Here is a 15872-nt window from a genome sequence, read left to right as displayed (position 1 = left end):
ACCGTGTCCAGCATCCGCCCGCCGGCCGTCGCCGGCAGCTTCTACCCCGCCGACCCGGCGCTGCTGGCCGCCACGCTTGACCGTTTGCTCGCCGATGCCGGGATGCCGTCCGGCCTGCCCCCCAAGGCCCTGATCGTACCGCATGCCGGCTACATCTACTCTGGCCCGAGCGCGGCGCGCGCCTATGCGCTGCTGGCGCCGCTGCGCCGGCAGATCCGCCGCGTCGTGCTGCTCGGTCCGACCCACCGCGTTGCGGTCAACGGCCTGGCACTGCCCGAATCCGGTTTTTTCGCGACACCGCTCGGCAACATCGAAATCGACCAGGAAGCCGTCGCCGACCTGCAACACCTGCCGCAGGTACTGGCCAGCGAACGCGTGCATGCGCAGGAGCACTCGCTCGAAGTACACCTGCCCTTCCTGCAGCGCACGCTGGCCGACTTCAAGCTGCTGCCGCTCGCGGTCGGCAACGCCGCACCGGAAGCCGTGGCCGAAGTGCTCGACATCCTGTGGGGCGGCCCGGAAACGCTGATCGTGATCAGCACCGACCTGTCGCATTTCCTGCCTTATGCCGCCGCTCAACTGAGCGATGGCGCAACCTGCCAGCAGATTCTCGCCTGCACCAGCGCCATCCGCCCGGAGCAGGCCTGCGGCGCCCTCCCGCTCAACGGCCTGCTGCTCACCGCGCGTCAGCGCGGCCTGCAGCCCGAGCTGCTCGACCTGTGCAACTCCGGCGATACCGCCGGCGATCGCAACCGCGTCGTCGGCTACGCTGCCTTTGCCCTGCGCGAGGCCGGCCATGTCTGATCTCGGCAGCAGCCTGCTGACCCTGGCCCGGCATGCGATCACCAGTCGCTTCGTCGAATCCGGCTTGCTCGCGCATCAGCCCGGACTGCCTCCCGGCACGGTCGACCTGCCGGAATTGCACAAAATGGGCGCCACTTTCGTCACGCTCAGCCAGCGCGGCCAGTTGCGCGGTTGCATCGGCAGCCTGGAAGCCTGGCGGCCGCTGCTTCAGGACGTCCAGGAAAACGCCCGTGCCGCCGCCTTTCGCGATCCGCGCTTCAAGCCGCTCGGCGTCGACGAACTCGGCCGCACCCGTGTCGAGGTCTCGCTGCTGACGCCGGCCACGCCTATCCAGTTCGCCAGCGAGGCCGATGCGCTCGCCCAGTTGCAGCCGGGCCGCGACGGCATCATCTTCACCGCCGGCGGCCGCCGCTCGACTTTCCTGCCGCAGGTCTGGGAACAACTGCCGGAACCCGCCGACTTCATGGCCCATCTCAAACAGAAGGCCGGCCTGCCCGCCACTTACTGGGGCGACGATGTCCGGCTCGAACGCTACGCCGTGATGAAGTGGCAGGAAAACACGCCATGAATCATCCCGCCCGCTGGTGGCACGCGCTCCCCGACGGCCGCATCCAGTGCGACCTCTGCCCGCGCGACTGCCAGTTGCACGAGGGCCAGCGCGGCGCCTGCTTCGTGCGCCAGATGCAGGATGGCGGCATGCAGCTGACGACCTATGGCCGCTCGTCCGGCTTCTGCATCGACCCGATCGAGAAAAAGCCGCTCAACCACTATTACCCGGGCAGCAGCATCCTGTCCTTCGGCACCGCCGGCTGCAACTTGGCCTGCAAGTTCTGCCAGAACTGGGACATCTCGCGTTCGAAGGACATGGATCGCCTGCTCGCCAGCGCCAGCCCGCAGGCCATTGCCGAAGCTGCCGTCGCGCATGGCGCGGACGCGGTGGCCTACACCTACAACGACCCGGTGATCTTTGCGGAATACGCCATCGACACCGCACTCGCCTGTCGCGCCCGCGGCATCCGCAATGTCGCGGTGACTGCCGGCTACATCCACCCGGCGCCGGCGCGCGAGTTCTTTGCCGTGATGGATGCCGCCAACGTCGATCTCAAGGCCTTCACCGACGATTTCTATCACCAGCTGTGCGGCGGCCACCTGCAACCGGTGCTCGACCTGCTTGCATACGTCCACCACGAAACCGCCTGCTGGCTGGAAATCACCACCCTGCTGATCCCCGGCCACAACGACAGCCCGGCCGAAATCGGCAGACTGGCGCACTGGATCGCGCGCGAACTGGGCCCGGACGTGCCGCTGCACTTTTCCGCCTTCCATCCCGACTGGAAGATGGCCGACGTGCCGGACACGCCGCCGGCAACCCTGAGCCACGCCCGCCACATTGCCCAGGACGCCGGCCTGAATTACGTCTATACCGGCAACGTGCACGACCGCGCAGGCGGCACCACCTTCTGCCCGAGCTGCCAGGCCGCCCTGATCGTGCGCGACTGGTATGACATCCGGCATTACGAACTGACTACCGACGGCAACTGCCCCCACTGCAAGGCCCGCATCGCCGGCCATTTCGGCGCCAGCCTCGGGCGCGACGGCAAAGCTTTCGGCCCGCACCGCATTCCTGTTCACATCAGCTCATGATCCGCACCATCACCCTGCACACGCCGCACGGCCCGCTGCATGCCCAGCTCGACCGCCCCGACAGCCCGCGCGGCCTGGTCCTGCTCGCCCGCGCCCATCACGCAGCGGTCGACAGCTTCATCACGGCCAATCTTGCGGCACGCGGCTACGCCATCCTGAGTGTCGAACTGCTCTCCACCCAGGAAGCGCACTTCAGCGACGCAACGCAGAACGTGCCGCGCCTCGCGCAGCGCCTGATCGACTTCCTCGACCTGATCCGCCACGACGGCGATATGGAAGACCTGCCGCTCGCCGTCTTCGCCAGTGGCGACACGACACCGGCGGCGATCCGCGCCGCCGCCCAGCGCGACACGCAGATCAAGGTGCTCGCCTGCCATGGCGGCATTGCCGACCGCGCCGGCCTGCAGTCCCTGCAACTGCTCAGCGCACCGCTGCTGATGCTGTTCGATGCCGACGACAGCATTGGCCGCACCGCTTTCCAGCGCGCCGCCGCCCACCTCGGCTGCAGCCACGAGACGCATGTCCTCGGCAGCGGCGAAGACCCGGTACTGCGTGTTGCCGCCTGGCTGTCGGCCTACCTCGGGCGCTGACGCCAACTTGCTTTCCCGCATCCTGGATATGTGATTTCCCGTATGGGAGACAAGGCGCGAATCGAATAAGCTTAGCAAATTGCCATTCGTCCGCGAGGAAGTCCCATGCCGGTCATTGAAGTCCGTCACCCACTGGTCAAACACAAGATCGGCCTGATGCGCGAAGGCGACATCAGTACCAAGAAATTCCGCGAGCTGGCAGCCGAACTGGCCCGCCTGCTGACTTACGAGGCCTGTGCCGATTTCGAGCTGGAAACGGTCAGCATCGAAGGCTGGGCCGGGCCGGTCGAGATCGACCAGATCAAGGGCAAGAAGGTTACCGTGGTACCCATCCTGCGCGCCGGCATCGGCATGCTGGACGGCGTGCTCGACCTGATCCCGAACGCCAAGGTCAGCGTCGTCGGCATCGCCCGCAATCACGAAACGCTGATGCCCGAACCCTATTTCGAACGCTTCGTCGGCCAGCTCGACGAGCGCCTGGCGCTGATCATCGATCCGATGCTGGCCACCGGCGGCTCGCTGATCGCCACCATCGACATGCTCAAACGCAAGGGCTGCCAGCACGTCAAGGCGCTGGTCCTGGTTGCCGCGCCGGAAGGGATTGCCGCGCTGCAGGCGGCACATCCCGAGGTGCAGTGCTACACCGCCGCCGTCGACAGCCACCTCAACGAACTCGGCTACATCATTCCCGGCCTCGGTGATGCCGGCGACAAGATTTTCGGAACCAAGGAAGCATGAACCCACAACAAGACCCCACCTGGCGCACCGCCCTCGCCGGCGCGCAAATCCTCTTCGTCGCCTTCGGCGCCACCGTGCTGGTGCCGCTGCTCACCGGGCTGAACCCCAGCCTGGCGCTGCTCGGCGCCGGCATCGGCACGTTGATCTTCCAGGCCTGCACCAAGCGCCAGGTGCCGATCTATCTCGGTTCCAGCTTTGCCTTCATCGCGCCGGTCATCTACTCGGTGCAGACCTGGGGCATGCCGGCGACGCTCGGCGCCCTCGCCTGCGCCAGCTTCTTCTACTACGTCGCGGCCGGCCTGGTGAAATGGCGCGGTGTCGGCTTCATCCACAAGCTGCTGCCGCCGGTCGTGATCGGCCCGGTGGTCATGGTGATCGGCCTCGGCCTGGCCCAGGTCGCGGTCGGCATGGCGACCGGCAAGGCGGGCAGCGCGCAGGTCGTGCCCTACGGCACGGCGATCGCGATCGCCGGCATTTCGCTGCTCGCAACGATGTTGACCGCGATCCGGGCGCGCGGCCTGTTGAAGCTGGTGCCCATCCTGGTCGGCGTTGCCGTCGGCTATGTCGTTTCGCTGTTCGCCGGCATCGTCGATTTTGCCAAAGTCGGCGCTGCCGCCTGGCTTGCCCTGCCCGAATTCGGCCACCCGGAATTCAACCCGGCGGCCATCCTGTTCATGATCCCGGTCGCGATTGCCCCCATCGTCGAGCACGTCGGCGGCATCCTTGCCATCGGCTCGGTCAGCGGCAAGGATTACACGGAAAATCCCGGCCTGCATCGCACGCTGCTCGGCGACGGCCTGGCCGTCAATGTCGTCGGCCTGTTCGGCGGCCCGCCGGTCACGACTTACGGCGAAGTGACCGGCGCCGTGATGCTGACCAAAAACTACAACCCGGTGGTGATGACCTGGGCCGCCGGCTTCGCCATCCTGATGGCCTTCGTCGGCAAGTTCGGCGCCCTGCTGCAGACCATCCCGCTGCCGGTCATGGGCGGCATCATGGTGCTGCTCTTCGGCTCGATCGCCGGCATCGGCCTGAAGACGCTGATGGACGCCAGGGTCAATCTGGCCAATGCGCGCAACCTGTGCATCGTCTCGGTGACGCTGGTCACCGGCATCGGCGGCCTCGCCGTGCAGATCGGCAGCTTCTCGCTGCAGGGCATCAGCCTGTGCGGCGTGCTCGCCGTGCTGCTCAACCTGCTCCTGCCGCAGGAGCCGGAAGGCAACTGAGTCACAGCCCCGGCGACAACCGGGGCTTTTTTTCGCCGCCCGATAAACCCCACGCCCAAGGCAAGCATTTTTACCCTTTTTTACCGGTCGACCGTACGGACAGCAACAATTCCATTCGCTTAAACATTCTTCACAACTACTTGCGTGACATATGGGCAGTGCGGGTGTATTTTCCCGCTCCGGTAGCGTTTTCATAAAAAGCCGCAAAGGCAACACCGATCACGAACGGTTCAGGGGATACCAGCACAATGCAGGAACAGCACAGCCAATCTGGCAAGCAGGAAAAAAGGGCTGGTCGCGACCGGCGCAGCAGCAATGGCCAGAGCGCCTACACCGGCCCGGAACGCCGTTGCATGGCGGATCGCCGCCAGACACGCATATCCGAGATCACCTATTTCGAATGGGCCTCGCATTTCGTCCGCTTCCACGAACTGAACCAGCCGACCTGAAGCCTCACCGCCGCGCCCGCACTCCGGTCATTCCGGTCGGGCTGTCGGCACCAGCCAAGCCCATGTTCAAAAAATTCCGCATCCTGCTTCTGCTGCTCGTGCTGGCCACCGTCGGTCTCGGCGCCTGGCGTGCCAATGCCCGGCTGACCGCCTGGGAACACACCGTGCACGTCGCCATCTACCCGGTGGCGGCAGATGACTCGCCGACCACGGCGCGTTTTGTCAGCGAACTCAATGCCGAACAATTCGCCGAAATCGCGCAGTGGCTGCAAAGCGAAAGCGACCGTCATGGCCGCAGCGTGCTGCAACCGGTCAGCCTCAACCTCGCACCGGCGCTGGCGAGCAAGCCACCGCTGCCGCCAAGCCATGGCAGTACGCTGGACATCATGTTGTGGAGCCTGAAGTTGCGCTGGTGGGCGGCGCAGAATGACAAGATCGCCGGCCCGAAACCACAGGTCCGGCTCTACGTGCTCTTTCACGACCCGGAGCGCGGCAATGTCCTGCCGCACTCAACCGGCCTGAGCAAGGGCCAGGTCGGCATCATCCACGCCTTTGCGCACCGCCTGCAGCGCCGGCAGAACAACGTGGTGATCGCGCACGAACTGCTGCACACCTTCGGCGCCACCGACAAGTACGACCTCGCCACGCAGCAACCGATCTATCCGCAGGGCTATGCCGAGCCGGAACGCCAGCCGCGCCTGCCGCAACAACTCACGGAAATCATGGGCGGCCGCCGCCCCATCGACGAAAACCATGCCGAGATTCCGGCCGGCCTTGCCGCAACGCTGATCGGGCCACTGACCGCGCAGGAAATTGGCCTGCAGCGGTCGACGCGCTAAAAAGCCTTATTTCGGGCGGCGCGTCAGCAGCAGCCCGCACTCCAGGTGGTGGGTGTAGGGGAACTGGTCGAATACCGCGGCCGCGCTGATCGCATGCGTCGCCTGCAAGGCGGCGACATTGTCCTGCAGGGTCTGCGGATTGCAGGAAATGTAGAGAATGTTGTCGAAGCCTGCAGCCAGTTCCAGCGTCGCCGGATCCAGGCCGCTGCGCGGCGGATCGACAAAGATGGTCGAAAACTCGTACTGCGCCAGATCGATATCCTTCATGCGCTGAAAGACTTCGCGCCCGGCCAGTGCCGCGCTGATTTCATCACTGGACATGCGCACCATGGCGACGTTCTCAACCGCATTGCCTTCCAGGTTGAACTGCGCGGCATGCACCGACGACTTGCTGACCTCGGTCGCCAGCACGCGGCCGAACAGGGGCGCCAGGGCGACCGTGAAATTGCCGTTGCCGCAATAGAGCTCGAGCAGGTCGCCGCCCAGCTTCGCCGATTGCGCACAGGCCCAGCCGAGCATCTGGCGATTGACGCCGCCATTGGGCTGGCTGAAGCTGCCCTCGATCTGCTTGTAACGCAGCTGGCGGCCGTTGAGTTCGAATTCCTCAAGCAGCCAGTCGCGGCCAAGCACGATTTTCTGGCCGCGGCTGCGCCCGATCAGCTGGATGCCGAGTTCGTCAGCCAGTTCGCGCGCGGCGGCTTCCCAGGCCTCATCTAGACGGCGGTGGTAGATCAGCGTGACCAGCAATTCGCCGCTCAGGGTCGCCAGGAAATCGGCCTGGAACAGCCGGCGACGCAGTGTCTCGCTGGCGCGCAGGCGTTCGCGCAGGCGCGGCATCGCGGCGGCAATGGTCGGATCGGCAATCGGGAAAGCCTCGATGGTCACCGGCACCTTGGGATTGGCGGCATTGAACATCGCGTAATCGAGCGCGTCGTCCTCGTGCCAGATGCGGAACTCGGCACGCATCCGGTAGTTCAGCGGCGCCGAGGCAAACACTTCGGGCTCGGGCAGTCCGAACCGGGCAAAATCGAGCTTGAACTGGGCGAGCTTTTCGGCAAGCTGCAACGAATACTGGGCGGGATCGATACGGGATAGCGGCATGGTGTCAGCGACGTTCTGATCATTCCGGCGCGCTGCCGGAATGCATGATGGAAAAGCGGCAATTGGCCGAGACGGGAATATACGCCTCTCGGCGCGCCCCGCGATCACGGTTGCGACAAAATTAAGGCTAAATTCGCGTCGACCGGTAAAACCTTTCGGCGCCTGGACGATCTGAGCATTCAAGCTTAAGAAAACTCGATAACACCTTAATATTTATTGCATTTGCCGTTTTTGCCAAATATTATAAGCAACAACTCTTATCAGGAAGTTTCATGGAAACCCGCCTGCGTTACCTGCCGATCACCGACGCTGCCGAAGGCATGATCCTCGGCGCCCCGGTCGTTCTCTCCGAACAGGGCATCAACAACTTCAAGCTGCCCGCCGGCCATGCCCTGACCGAGACCAACATTCACCAGATGGCACTGCGCCACGCCGAATTTGTCTGCATTCAGGTGCCCGACGAGCGCAGCCCGGAAGAGCGCGATGCCGAATGGGCCATCGAGAAAATGCGCGTCAACCACATCTTCCGCGCGGCCGATCTTACCGACCCGGTGATGGCCCGCCTGCACGCCGCCGTCCTCAACTTCCGGAGAAGCTGATGCCGATCCAGCTGAGCGAAACAGAAATCAGCAGCCGGGCCATCAGCCTGCCTGCCTTCCCGAAAATCGTGAATGAGATCATCCAGACGCTGGATGACGACAACGCCACGCTTGGCGCCCTGGCCCATCTGGTCGAAACCGATCCGGTCCTCACCGCCCGCATTGTCTCGATCGCCAATTCGGCCGCCATGGGCGGACGCAATGCCGGCGGCCTGCGCAATGTGCATGCCGCGATCTCGCTGATCGGTCTCGCCCGCGTGCGCGAACTCGCGCTCGCGGTCAGCCTCGCCGAATTCGCCAAAAAGAGCCAGATGTCGGCCTATTTCTGGGAACACAGCGTCGCGGTCGCGATCACCGCCCAGGAACTCGGCCGCTTCACGCACGTCGCGCCCGACCACGCCCTGGTTGGCGGCCTGCTGCACGACATCGGCCAGCTCTGGATGGCCCGCTTCTACCCGCTCGAATTCCAGATGGTGCGCACCGCCCGCGACACCGGCAACGCGGATGTCATCGACGTCGAGCGGCATTACTTCGGCCTCGATCATTGCCAGATCGGCGCCATTCTTGCCCGCGAGTGGTGGCTGCCGGAAAGCGTGATCGCCGCCGTTGCCGGCCACCACGACCCCAGCCAGGCGATGCATGAGCGCCTGGTGCCACTTATCCACGTCGCCGAGGTGTTTTCCAACGCACTCGACCTGACCAGCCGCCAGGACAACCAGGTTGCCCGCCTGTCGGAAGCCGCCTGCGATGCCATCGGCTTCGACTGGGAGCAGGACCTCAACAGCCTGTTCGGCAAGATCGAAGCGCGCACCGAGTACGCCTGCCGGGTTTTCCGCTGAGGCCGCAGCCGACGGCCGGCCTGATGTCCTGCGACAAAGCCGGCCGGTAAAAAAACGCCCCGGGACGAAGGGGCTATAATTCCGTCCCCACAACGCTGCACCTGTTGCCCCTCCGTGTCCGCCCCCAAAAAGCTGCTTGCCCTTCCCGCCCTGCCCAAGCCCGGCGCCCGCATTGACCTGCCCCTGCTCGCCGGCTCCGCCGACGCCCTGGCGCTGGCCGAACTGGCCGCCCAGGCCAAGGGCCGCCTGCTCGCCGTGATCACCGCCAGCGCAGCCGACGCGCAGCGCCTGCTGGAAGAAATCCCGTGGTTTGCGCCGGACCTCAAGGTGCGCCTGCTGCCGGACTGGGAAACCCTGCCCTACGACCACTTCTCGCCGCACCAGGACCTCGTTTCCGAACGCCTGGCGACCTTGTGGGCGGCCTTGCAGGGTGAGGTGGAAATCCTGCTCGTGCCGGCGTCGACCGCCGTGAACCGCCTGGCGCCGCCGGAATTCATGGCCGCCTACACCTTCGAGTTCAAGAAGGGCCAGAAGCTCGACGCCGAGAAATTCCGCAGCCAGGTCACGCTGGCCGGCTACGCGCACGTCACGCAAGTCGTCACGCCCGGCGAATACTCGATCCGCGGCGGCCTGATCGACCTCTTCCCGATGGGCTCGCAACTGCCCTACCGCCTCGACCTGTTCGACGACGAAATCGAAAGCATCAAGACCTTCGACGTCGACACCCAGCGCACCGTCTACCCGGTGCCGGAAGTCCGCCTGCTGCCGGCGCGCGAATTCCCGCTGGACGACAAGGGCCGCACGCATTTCCGCCAGAGCTTCCGCGAGCGCTTCGACGGCGACCCAGCGAAATCCGGCATCTACAAGGATATCTCGACCGGCATCGCGAGCGCCGGCATCGAGTACTACCTGCCGCTGTTCTTCGACGAGACAGCGAGCATCTTCGCCTACCTGCCCAAGGATGCGGTCTTCGTCACGCACGGCGATGCGCCGGCTGCGATCGCCGCCTTCTGGGCCGACACCAAGTCACGCTACAACCTGCTGCAGGGCGACAAGGGGCGGCCACTGCTGGCGCCGGAAGAACTTTTCCTGACCGACGAAGCCTTCTTCACGGCGGCCAAGGCTTACGGTCGACTGGCGCTGGAAGGCAAAAATGCTGCCGACGGAAAACTGCCCCCGGTGGCCGTCGACCGGCGCAGCGACGAACCGCTCGGCGCTCTGAAGAATCATCTCGCCACGTTCAAGGGGCGCGTCCTGCTCGTTGCCGAAACCGCCGGCCGGCGCGAGACGCTGGCCGCGATGTTTGCCGAGCACGATCTCAAACCCGCCGCCAGCGCCGACCTCGCCGGTTTCCTGGCAAGCGACGCCAAACTGGCGCTGGGCATCGGCCCGCTGCAGGCCGGCTTCACGCTCGACGACGTTGCCTTCATCACCGAGACCGAGCTGTTCGCCGGCAGCCCGCGCCGCACCCGGCGCGAAGCAGCGAGGAAGGCGAGCTTCGATAACTGGCTGAAGGACCTGACCGAACTCAAGGTCGGCGACCCGGTGGTGCATGAAAGCCACGGCATCGGCCGTTACCGCGGCCTGGTGCGGATGGATCTCGGGCTGGGCGAGCAGGAATTCCTCGAACTGCATTACGCCAACGAGGCCAAGCTCTTCGTGCCGGTGTCGCAATTGCAGGTCATTTCGCGCTACTCGGGCAGCGATCCGGAAAGCGCGCCGCTGCACACGCTCGGCTCCGGCCAGTGGGAAAAGGCCAAACGCAAGGCGGCCGAACAGGCACACGACACCGCCGCCGAACTGCTCGCGCTGTACGCCGCACGCGCCGCGCGCCAGGGCCATGCCTTCGCCTTCAAGGAAACCGACTACGAGGCCTTCGCCGACGGTTTCGGCTTCGAGGAAACCAACGATCAGGCGCAGGCAATCGCCGCGGTGATCGAGGACATGAAGTCGGGCAAGCCGATGGACCGCCTGGTCTGCGGCGACGTCGGTTTCGGCAAGACCGAGGTCGCGCTGCGCGCTGCCTTCTGCGCCGTCGCCGGCGGCAAGCAGGTGGCCGTGCTGTGCCCGACGACGCTGCTCTGCGAACAGCATTACCAGACCTTCGCCGATCGCTTTGCCGACTGGCCGGTCAAGATCGCCGAAATCTCGCGCTTCAAGACCGCCAAGGAAACGACGCAGGCCCTGCAGGAACTGGCCGAAGGCAAGATCGACATCATCATCGGCACGCACAAGCTGATCGGCAAGGACGTCAAGTTCAAGCAGCTCGGCCTGGTCGTCATCGACGAGGAACACCGTTTCGGCGTGCGCCAGAAGGAAACCCTGAAGGCGATGCGCGCCGAGGTCGACGTGCTGACCCTGACCGCAACGCCGATCCCGCGCACGCTGGCGATGAGCATGGAAGGCCTGCGCGATTTCTCGGTGATCGCCACCGCGCCGCAGAAACGCCTGGCCATCAAGACCTTCGTGTCGCGCTTCTCCGACGGCATCATCCGCGAAGCCGTGCTGCGCGAATTGAAGCGCGGCGGCCAGGTGTATTTCCTGCACAACGAAGTCGACACCATCGAAAACATGCAGGAAAAGCTGGCCAAGCTGGTGCCCGAGGCGCGCATCGTGATCGGCCACGGCCAGATGAACGAGCGCGAACTGGAACGCGTCATGCGCGACTTCACCGGCCAGCGCGCCAATGTGCTGCTGTGCACGACCATCATCGAAACCGGCATTGACAACCCGCACGCCAACACCATCCTGATCAACCGCGCCGAGAAATTCGGCCTGGCGCAGTTACACCAGTTGCGCGGCCGCGTTGGTCGTTCGCACCACCAGGCCTACGCCTACATGCTGGTGCAGGACGAGAAGGCGCTGACCAAGCAGGCGAAGATGCGCCTCGAAGCCATCCAGGCCATGGAAGAACTCGGCTCCGGCTTCTTCCTCGCCATGCACGACCTGGAAATCCGCGGCGCCGGTGAAGTGCTCGGCGACAACCAGTCGGGCGAAATGCAGGAAGTCGGCTTCAACATGTACACCGACATGCTCAACCGCGCCGTCGCCGCGCTCAAGCAGGGCAAGCACCTGGCCGCGGTCGACCTGACGCAGCCGCTCGGCATCGGCACCGAAATCAACCTGCGCACGCCAGCCCTGCTCCCCGATGGCTACTGCCCGGACGTGCATGAGCGCCTGACGCTGTACAAGCGACTGGCCAACTGCGAAAGCGCGGAAGACATCGATGCCCTGCAGGAAGAACTGATCGACCGCTTCGGCGAACTGCCCATCCAGGGCCAGTCGCTGTTGGCGACGCACCGCCTGCGCCTGCTCGTCAAGCCGCTGCTGATCCAGAAGCTGGACGCCACCAACGACCAGGTCACCATCCAGTTCAGCCCCGAGTTCTCGAAGAATCCGCCTATCGAGCCGATCAAGATCATCAATTTGATCCAGAAGAACCGCAGCTATAAGCTGGCGGGACAGGATAAAATTTCCCTTTTGCGCCACTGCCCGACGCTCAACGACAAGGTCGCCGCAGTGAAAGACATGATTCGACAGCTAATAAACTAACTATGACGACCCCAGACATCGACAACGTGAACATCACCGCCTTCGACGCCATGCCGACGCCGGAAGAAATCAACGCCCGCCTGCCGCTTTCCGCCAAGGCCGCCAAGACCGTCACGCACGGCCGCAACCTGCTGCGCAAGATCATCGATCGCAAGGATCATCGCCTGTTCGTCGTGGTCGGCCCCTGCTCCATCCATGACCCGGTCGCCGGTCTCGACTACGCGCGCCGCCTGAAGAAACTGGCCGACGACGTCGGCGACACGCTGCAGATCATCATGCGCGTCTATTTCGAAAAGCCGCGCACCACGGTCGGCTGGAAGGGCTACATCAACGACCCGTTCATGGACGACTCCTTCCAGGTCAATGTCGGCATGGAAAAAGCCCGCCAGTTCCTGCTCGACGTCAATGAACTCGGCCTGCCCGCCGGCACCGAGGCGCTCGACCCCTACGGCCCGCAATACTACGGTGACCTCATCACGTGGACGGCAATCGGCGCCCGCACCACCGAGTCGCAGACGCACCGCGAGATGTCCTCCGGGCTGTCCACGCCGGTCGGCTTCAAGAATGCAACGAGCGGCGACCTGACGGTGGCGACCAACGCCATCCTCTCGGCCTCCAACCCGCACTCCTTCCTTGGTCTGAACAGCGAAGGCCGCGTCGCCATCGTGCGCACCAAGGGCAATGCCTACGGCCACGTGGTGCTGCGCGGCGGCGACGGCAAGCCGAACTACGATACCGTCTCGGTCGCGGTCGCCGAACAGGCCATGGCCAAGGCCAAGCTGCCGGCCAACATCGTCGTCGACTGCTCGCATGCCAATAGCTCGAAAAAGCCGGAACTGCAGCCGCTGGTCATGGCCGACATCGTCAACCAGATCCGCAACGGCAACAAGTCGCTGCTCGGCGTGATGATCGAATCCAACCTGGAAGCCGGCAACCAGTCCATCCCGGCCGACCTGTCGCAGCTCAAGTACGGTTGTTCGGTGACCGATGGCTGTGTTGATTGGGATACGACCGAAAAGATGATTCGCGATGCAGCCGTGCTGCTCCGCGACATCCTGCCGGAACGCCTTGCCTGAGCCGGCGCACAGGCTACAAGTAAATGCCCGAGCTTTCGCGATTCTTCGGCATTGTGATTTACATGAACTGGCGGGATCATCCGCCAGCTCACTTTCACGCAGTCTATGGCGAACATGAAGCCTTGATCACACTGGACGGCAAGGTTTATTCCGGAGCCCTGCCCGCCAGAGCGCTATCCTTGGTACGAGAGTGGCTGGCTCTGCATCGCGACGAACTGGCTCAGGACTGGGAACTGGCAATGGCCCGCAAGCCACTAAACCTGATTGATCCTCTGGAGTAAGTGCGATGATTCTTCACACCACGGAAGTCACTCCCTTGTCCGACTACCGCCTGCGCCTGAGTTTCAACACCGGTGAGCAAGGCGAAGTCGATCTGTCAGACGAACTGGACGGAGAAGTTTTCGCGCCACTGCGCGATCAAGCCTTCTTTTCAACGGCACGGCAGGACCCGATCATGCGAACCGTGGTTTGGGATAACGGGGCCGACCTTGCACCGGAATTCCTTCTCGATTTGATGCATCGGCAGCAAGGCAAAAAGGCTGTCTAAGGAGGAGGATGGCTTCGATGCCCAGCAAATCTGGAGTGTTTTCCGAAGCATCACGCCTGTTGGTGTTACATGATTTTGACTTGCCAAAAGCAGGGCAGTTTCTGGACACAATTCACCGCTATCACGGACCCGATAGCGAAGTCCGGGAAAAGCTCAAAGCCTTCGGAAGAGACCTCCAAAAAAGCCAAGTACTGCATGAAAAACTGACCGGCTATGTTATGGAATGTCAGGCAGACTATTTCGGCTCACAGGAGTGTGCATTCAATCAAGACCGCCAGCACGCCAGTTTCGACGAGTACTTTCAACATTGGTTTTACTCCCAGCCGGATTACGTAGAAAAATCGGCACGTAGCTATTTCCAGAAGTGGATCACTCAGCCGGACAAGTTAAAAATCAAAACAGGCGAGATTGACTGGCGCTTTTAAAGAGCGAGTTCACAGCCTGACAGAGTTCCCCCAAAGACATAGGACTTACTTGAAAGCAGTAACTCCGACCTGTTCTATACGCAACTCGGCAAACGCCTAGTACGTTGGAAGCCAATGAAAAGAAAACCCCGCCGCGTCCCGTCCGACAGCGACAAAGGCATGCCGCTCGATTCCTTCTGCGCAATGGATGGCAGCACGCTGGTGCTCAACGTGCTCGGCACGCCGAGTGCCGGCTGCGATGCGATCGGCCAGCCCAAGGGCAAGCAGTTGCGGATCAGCGTGACGGCGACGCCGGTGGCCGGGCGGGCGACCGATCACATGGTGCGCTACCTGGCCGGCGAGTTCGGCGTCACGCCGGACGCCATCGAAGTGGTGTTCGGCCGGTACAATATCAACAAACAGCTGCGCATCCGCGCGCCGCAGTCCTTGCCGGCCGTGATCGCGAGACATCTGGCACAAGACAACCTGACATTCGATTCCTGAATCCGACACCATGAACCTGATCATCCAGGGCGGCGCGCTGCCCACTTTCCTGCTGGAACGCATTTTGGCCGCCACCGGCACGTCGACCGTTGAGCCGCGCCCGCCGCAGGTCGTCTGCATCAAGAACGCCACGCGCACGGCCGAATTCGACGCGCTGATCCCGCTGATTGAAGCGGAAAAGCTCGACTGGGCCTTTTTCCCGGCCGGCAGGAAGCTCTCCGATTACAAGCTGATCTGTTTCGACATGGATTCGACGCTGATCACCATCGAGTGCATCGACGAACTGGCCGACTTTGCCGGCAAGAAGGATGAAGTCTCGGCGGTGACCGAGGCTGCCATGCGCGGCGAGATCGATTACCGCGAAAGCCTGCGCCGCCGCCTGGCGCTGCTCGCCGGTCTCGATGCGCGCGTCCTGGCACGCGTTTTCGGCGAACGCCTGCTGCTCTCGCCGGGCACCCGCGAACTGCTCGAAGCGGCGCAAAACGCCGGCCTGCGTACCGCCATCCTGTCCGGCGGTTTCACCTATTTCACCGAGCGCCTGCGCATCGAACTGGGCTTCGACTTCGCGACCTCGAACGAGCTGGAAATCTCCGGCGGCAAGCTGACCGGCCGCGTCGTCGGCGATATCGTCGATGCCGCCGCCAAGGCGCATCACACGGCCCGTCTGACCGACGAGCTGGGCTTGCGCAAGGAACAGGTCATCGCCGTTGGCGATGGCGCCAACGATCTGCTGATGATGGCCCAGGCCGGCCTGTCGGTGGCCTTCCGCGCCAAGCCGGCAACGCGCGCCAAGGCTGACGTGGCGATCAATTTCGGCGGCCTCGACGCCCTGCTCAAGCTGTTCGACTAAACCGGAGCAGCAGAAAGAAGCAACGAAAGACCGCGTCGGCGGTAGACTGCGTCACCCCACTCCGCCGCCCCGGCAGAAAGCTTTCATGCAAGCCACACCTGCCAGCGCCG

18 protein-coding genes are annotated in these 15872 nt (G+C 63.8%); 17 read left to right on the top strand and 1 reads right to left on the bottom strand.

Features of this window, described 5'->3' with window-relative positions; genetic code table 11:
* Positions 1-3 precede the first annotated feature (3 nt).
* The 8 genes from amrB (at position 4) to KI612_RS08945 (ending at position 6290) form a co-directional block, all read left to right on the top strand.
* Positions 4-804, top strand: a complete 801-nt coding sequence (amrB, locus tag KI612_RS08980) for an AmmeMemoRadiSam system protein B (protein WP_226443637.1) — start codon at positions 4-6, stop codon at positions 802-804.
* Positions 797-1372, top strand: coding sequence for an AmmeMemoRadiSam system protein A (amrA, locus tag KI612_RS08975; RefSeq protein WP_226443635.1), 576 nt, complete (start codon positions 797-799; stop codon positions 1370-1372). The genes amrB and amrA overlap by 8 nt, the downstream gene beginning before the upstream one ends.
* Complete coding sequence (gene amrS / locus KI612_RS08970) at positions 1369-2448, top strand: AmmeMemoRadiSam system radical SAM enzyme (RefSeq protein ID WP_226443633.1); 1080 nt, start codon at positions 1369-1371, stop codon at positions 2446-2448. Before amrA ends, amrS begins: the two co-directional genes overlap by 4 nt.
* Positions 2445-3038 carry a dienelactone hydrolase family protein gene (locus KI612_RS08965; RefSeq protein WP_226443631.1) on the top strand — a complete coding sequence of 198 codons (594 nt, stop codon included), beginning with the start codon at positions 2445-2447 and terminating at the stop codon, positions 3036-3038. Before amrS ends, KI612_RS08965 begins: the two co-directional genes overlap by 4 nt.
* Before the next feature lie 105 nt (positions 3039-3143).
* Positions 3144-3776, top strand: a complete 633-nt coding sequence (gene upp, locus KI612_RS08960; RefSeq protein ID WP_226443629.1) for a uracil phosphoribosyltransferase — start codon at positions 3144-3146, stop codon at positions 3774-3776.
* On the top strand, positions 3773-5002 hold the full coding sequence (locus tag KI612_RS08955) for a uracil-xanthine permease family protein (RefSeq protein WP_226443627.1): 1230 nt from the start codon (positions 3773-3775) through the stop codon (positions 5000-5002). The genes upp and KI612_RS08955 overlap by 4 nt, the downstream gene beginning before the upstream one ends.
* A 248-nt stretch (positions 5003-5250) precedes the next feature.
* Complete coding sequence (locus KI612_RS08950; RefSeq protein WP_226443625.1) at positions 5251-5451, top strand: hypothetical protein; 201 nt, start codon at positions 5251-5253, stop codon at positions 5449-5451.
* Positions 5452-5513: 62 nt separating this feature from the next.
* Positions 5514-6290 carry a hypothetical protein gene (locus tag KI612_RS08945; RefSeq protein WP_226443623.1) on the top strand — a complete coding sequence of 259 codons (777 nt, stop codon included), beginning with the start codon at positions 5514-5516 and terminating at the stop codon, positions 6288-6290.
* Positions 6291-6296: 6 nt separating this feature from the next.
* Here KI612_RS08945 and trmA read toward each other — a convergent pair whose 3' ends face one another.
* Positions 6297-7391, bottom strand: coding sequence for a tRNA (uridine(54)-C5)-methyltransferase TrmA (gene trmA / locus KI612_RS08940; RefSeq protein ID WP_226443621.1), 1095 nt, complete (start codon positions 7389-7391; stop codon positions 6297-6299).
* Between the two features lie 272 nt (positions 7392-7663).
* On the opposite strand from trmA, the gene KI612_RS08935 reads away from it, so the two are divergent.
* The 9 genes from KI612_RS08935 (at position 7664) to serB (ending at position 15762) form a co-directional block, all read left to right on the top strand.
* Positions 7664-7990 carry a hypothetical protein gene (locus KI612_RS08935; RefSeq protein ID WP_226443619.1) on the top strand — a complete coding sequence of 109 codons (327 nt, stop codon included), beginning with the start codon at positions 7664-7666 and terminating at the stop codon, positions 7988-7990.
* On the top strand, positions 7990-8829 hold the full coding sequence (locus KI612_RS08930) for an HDOD domain-containing protein (RefSeq protein ID WP_226443617.1): 840 nt from the start codon (positions 7990-7992) through the stop codon (positions 8827-8829). The genes KI612_RS08935 and KI612_RS08930 overlap by 1 nt, the downstream gene beginning before the upstream one ends.
* Before the next feature lie 114 nt (positions 8830-8943).
* Positions 8944-12381 (top strand): transcription-repair coupling factor, encoded by a 3438-nt coding sequence (mfd, locus tag KI612_RS08925; RefSeq protein WP_226443615.1) that lies wholly within the window; start codon positions 8944-8946, stop codon positions 12379-12381.
* A gap of 2 nt (positions 12382-12383) precedes the next feature.
* A complete protein-coding gene (locus KI612_RS08920; RefSeq protein WP_226443606.1) occupies positions 12384-13457 on the top strand; it encodes a 3-deoxy-7-phosphoheptulonate synthase in 1074 nt (357 codons plus the stop codon).
* A gap of 23 nt (positions 13458-13480) precedes the next feature.
* Positions 13481-13738, top strand: coding sequence for a DUF4160 domain-containing protein (locus tag KI612_RS08915; RefSeq protein WP_226443604.1), 258 nt, complete (start codon positions 13481-13483; stop codon positions 13736-13738).
* A 5-nt stretch (positions 13739-13743) separates the two neighbouring features.
* Positions 13744-14004, top strand: a complete 261-nt coding sequence (locus KI612_RS08910; protein ID WP_226443602.1) for a DUF2442 domain-containing protein — start codon at positions 13744-13746, stop codon at positions 14002-14004.
* 17 nt (positions 14005-14021) lie between these two features.
* On the top strand, positions 14022-14429 hold the full coding sequence (locus tag KI612_RS08905; RefSeq protein ID WP_226443600.1) for a hypothetical protein: 408 nt from the start codon (positions 14022-14024) through the stop codon (positions 14427-14429).
* A 114-nt stretch (positions 14430-14543) separates the two neighbouring features.
* Positions 14544-14912 (top strand): DUF167 domain-containing protein, encoded by a 369-nt coding sequence (locus KI612_RS08900; RefSeq protein ID WP_226443599.1) that lies wholly within the window; start codon positions 14544-14546, stop codon positions 14910-14912.
* 10 nt (positions 14913-14922) lie between these two features.
* Entirely contained in the window at positions 14923-15762 is an 840-nt protein-coding gene (serB, locus tag KI612_RS08895; protein WP_226443597.1) for a phosphoserine phosphatase SerB, read from the top strand.
* Positions 15763-15872 lie beyond the last annotated feature (110 nt).

Origin of the sequence: Quatrionicoccus australiensis (genome assembly GCF_020510525.1) — a bacterium.
GTDB lineage: Bacteria > Pseudomonadota > Gammaproteobacteria > Burkholderiales > Rhodocyclaceae > Azonexus > Azonexus australiensis_B.
The sequence above is the reverse complement of the archived record's forward strand: the minus strand, read 5'-3'. Positions and strand labels throughout refer to the sequence as shown.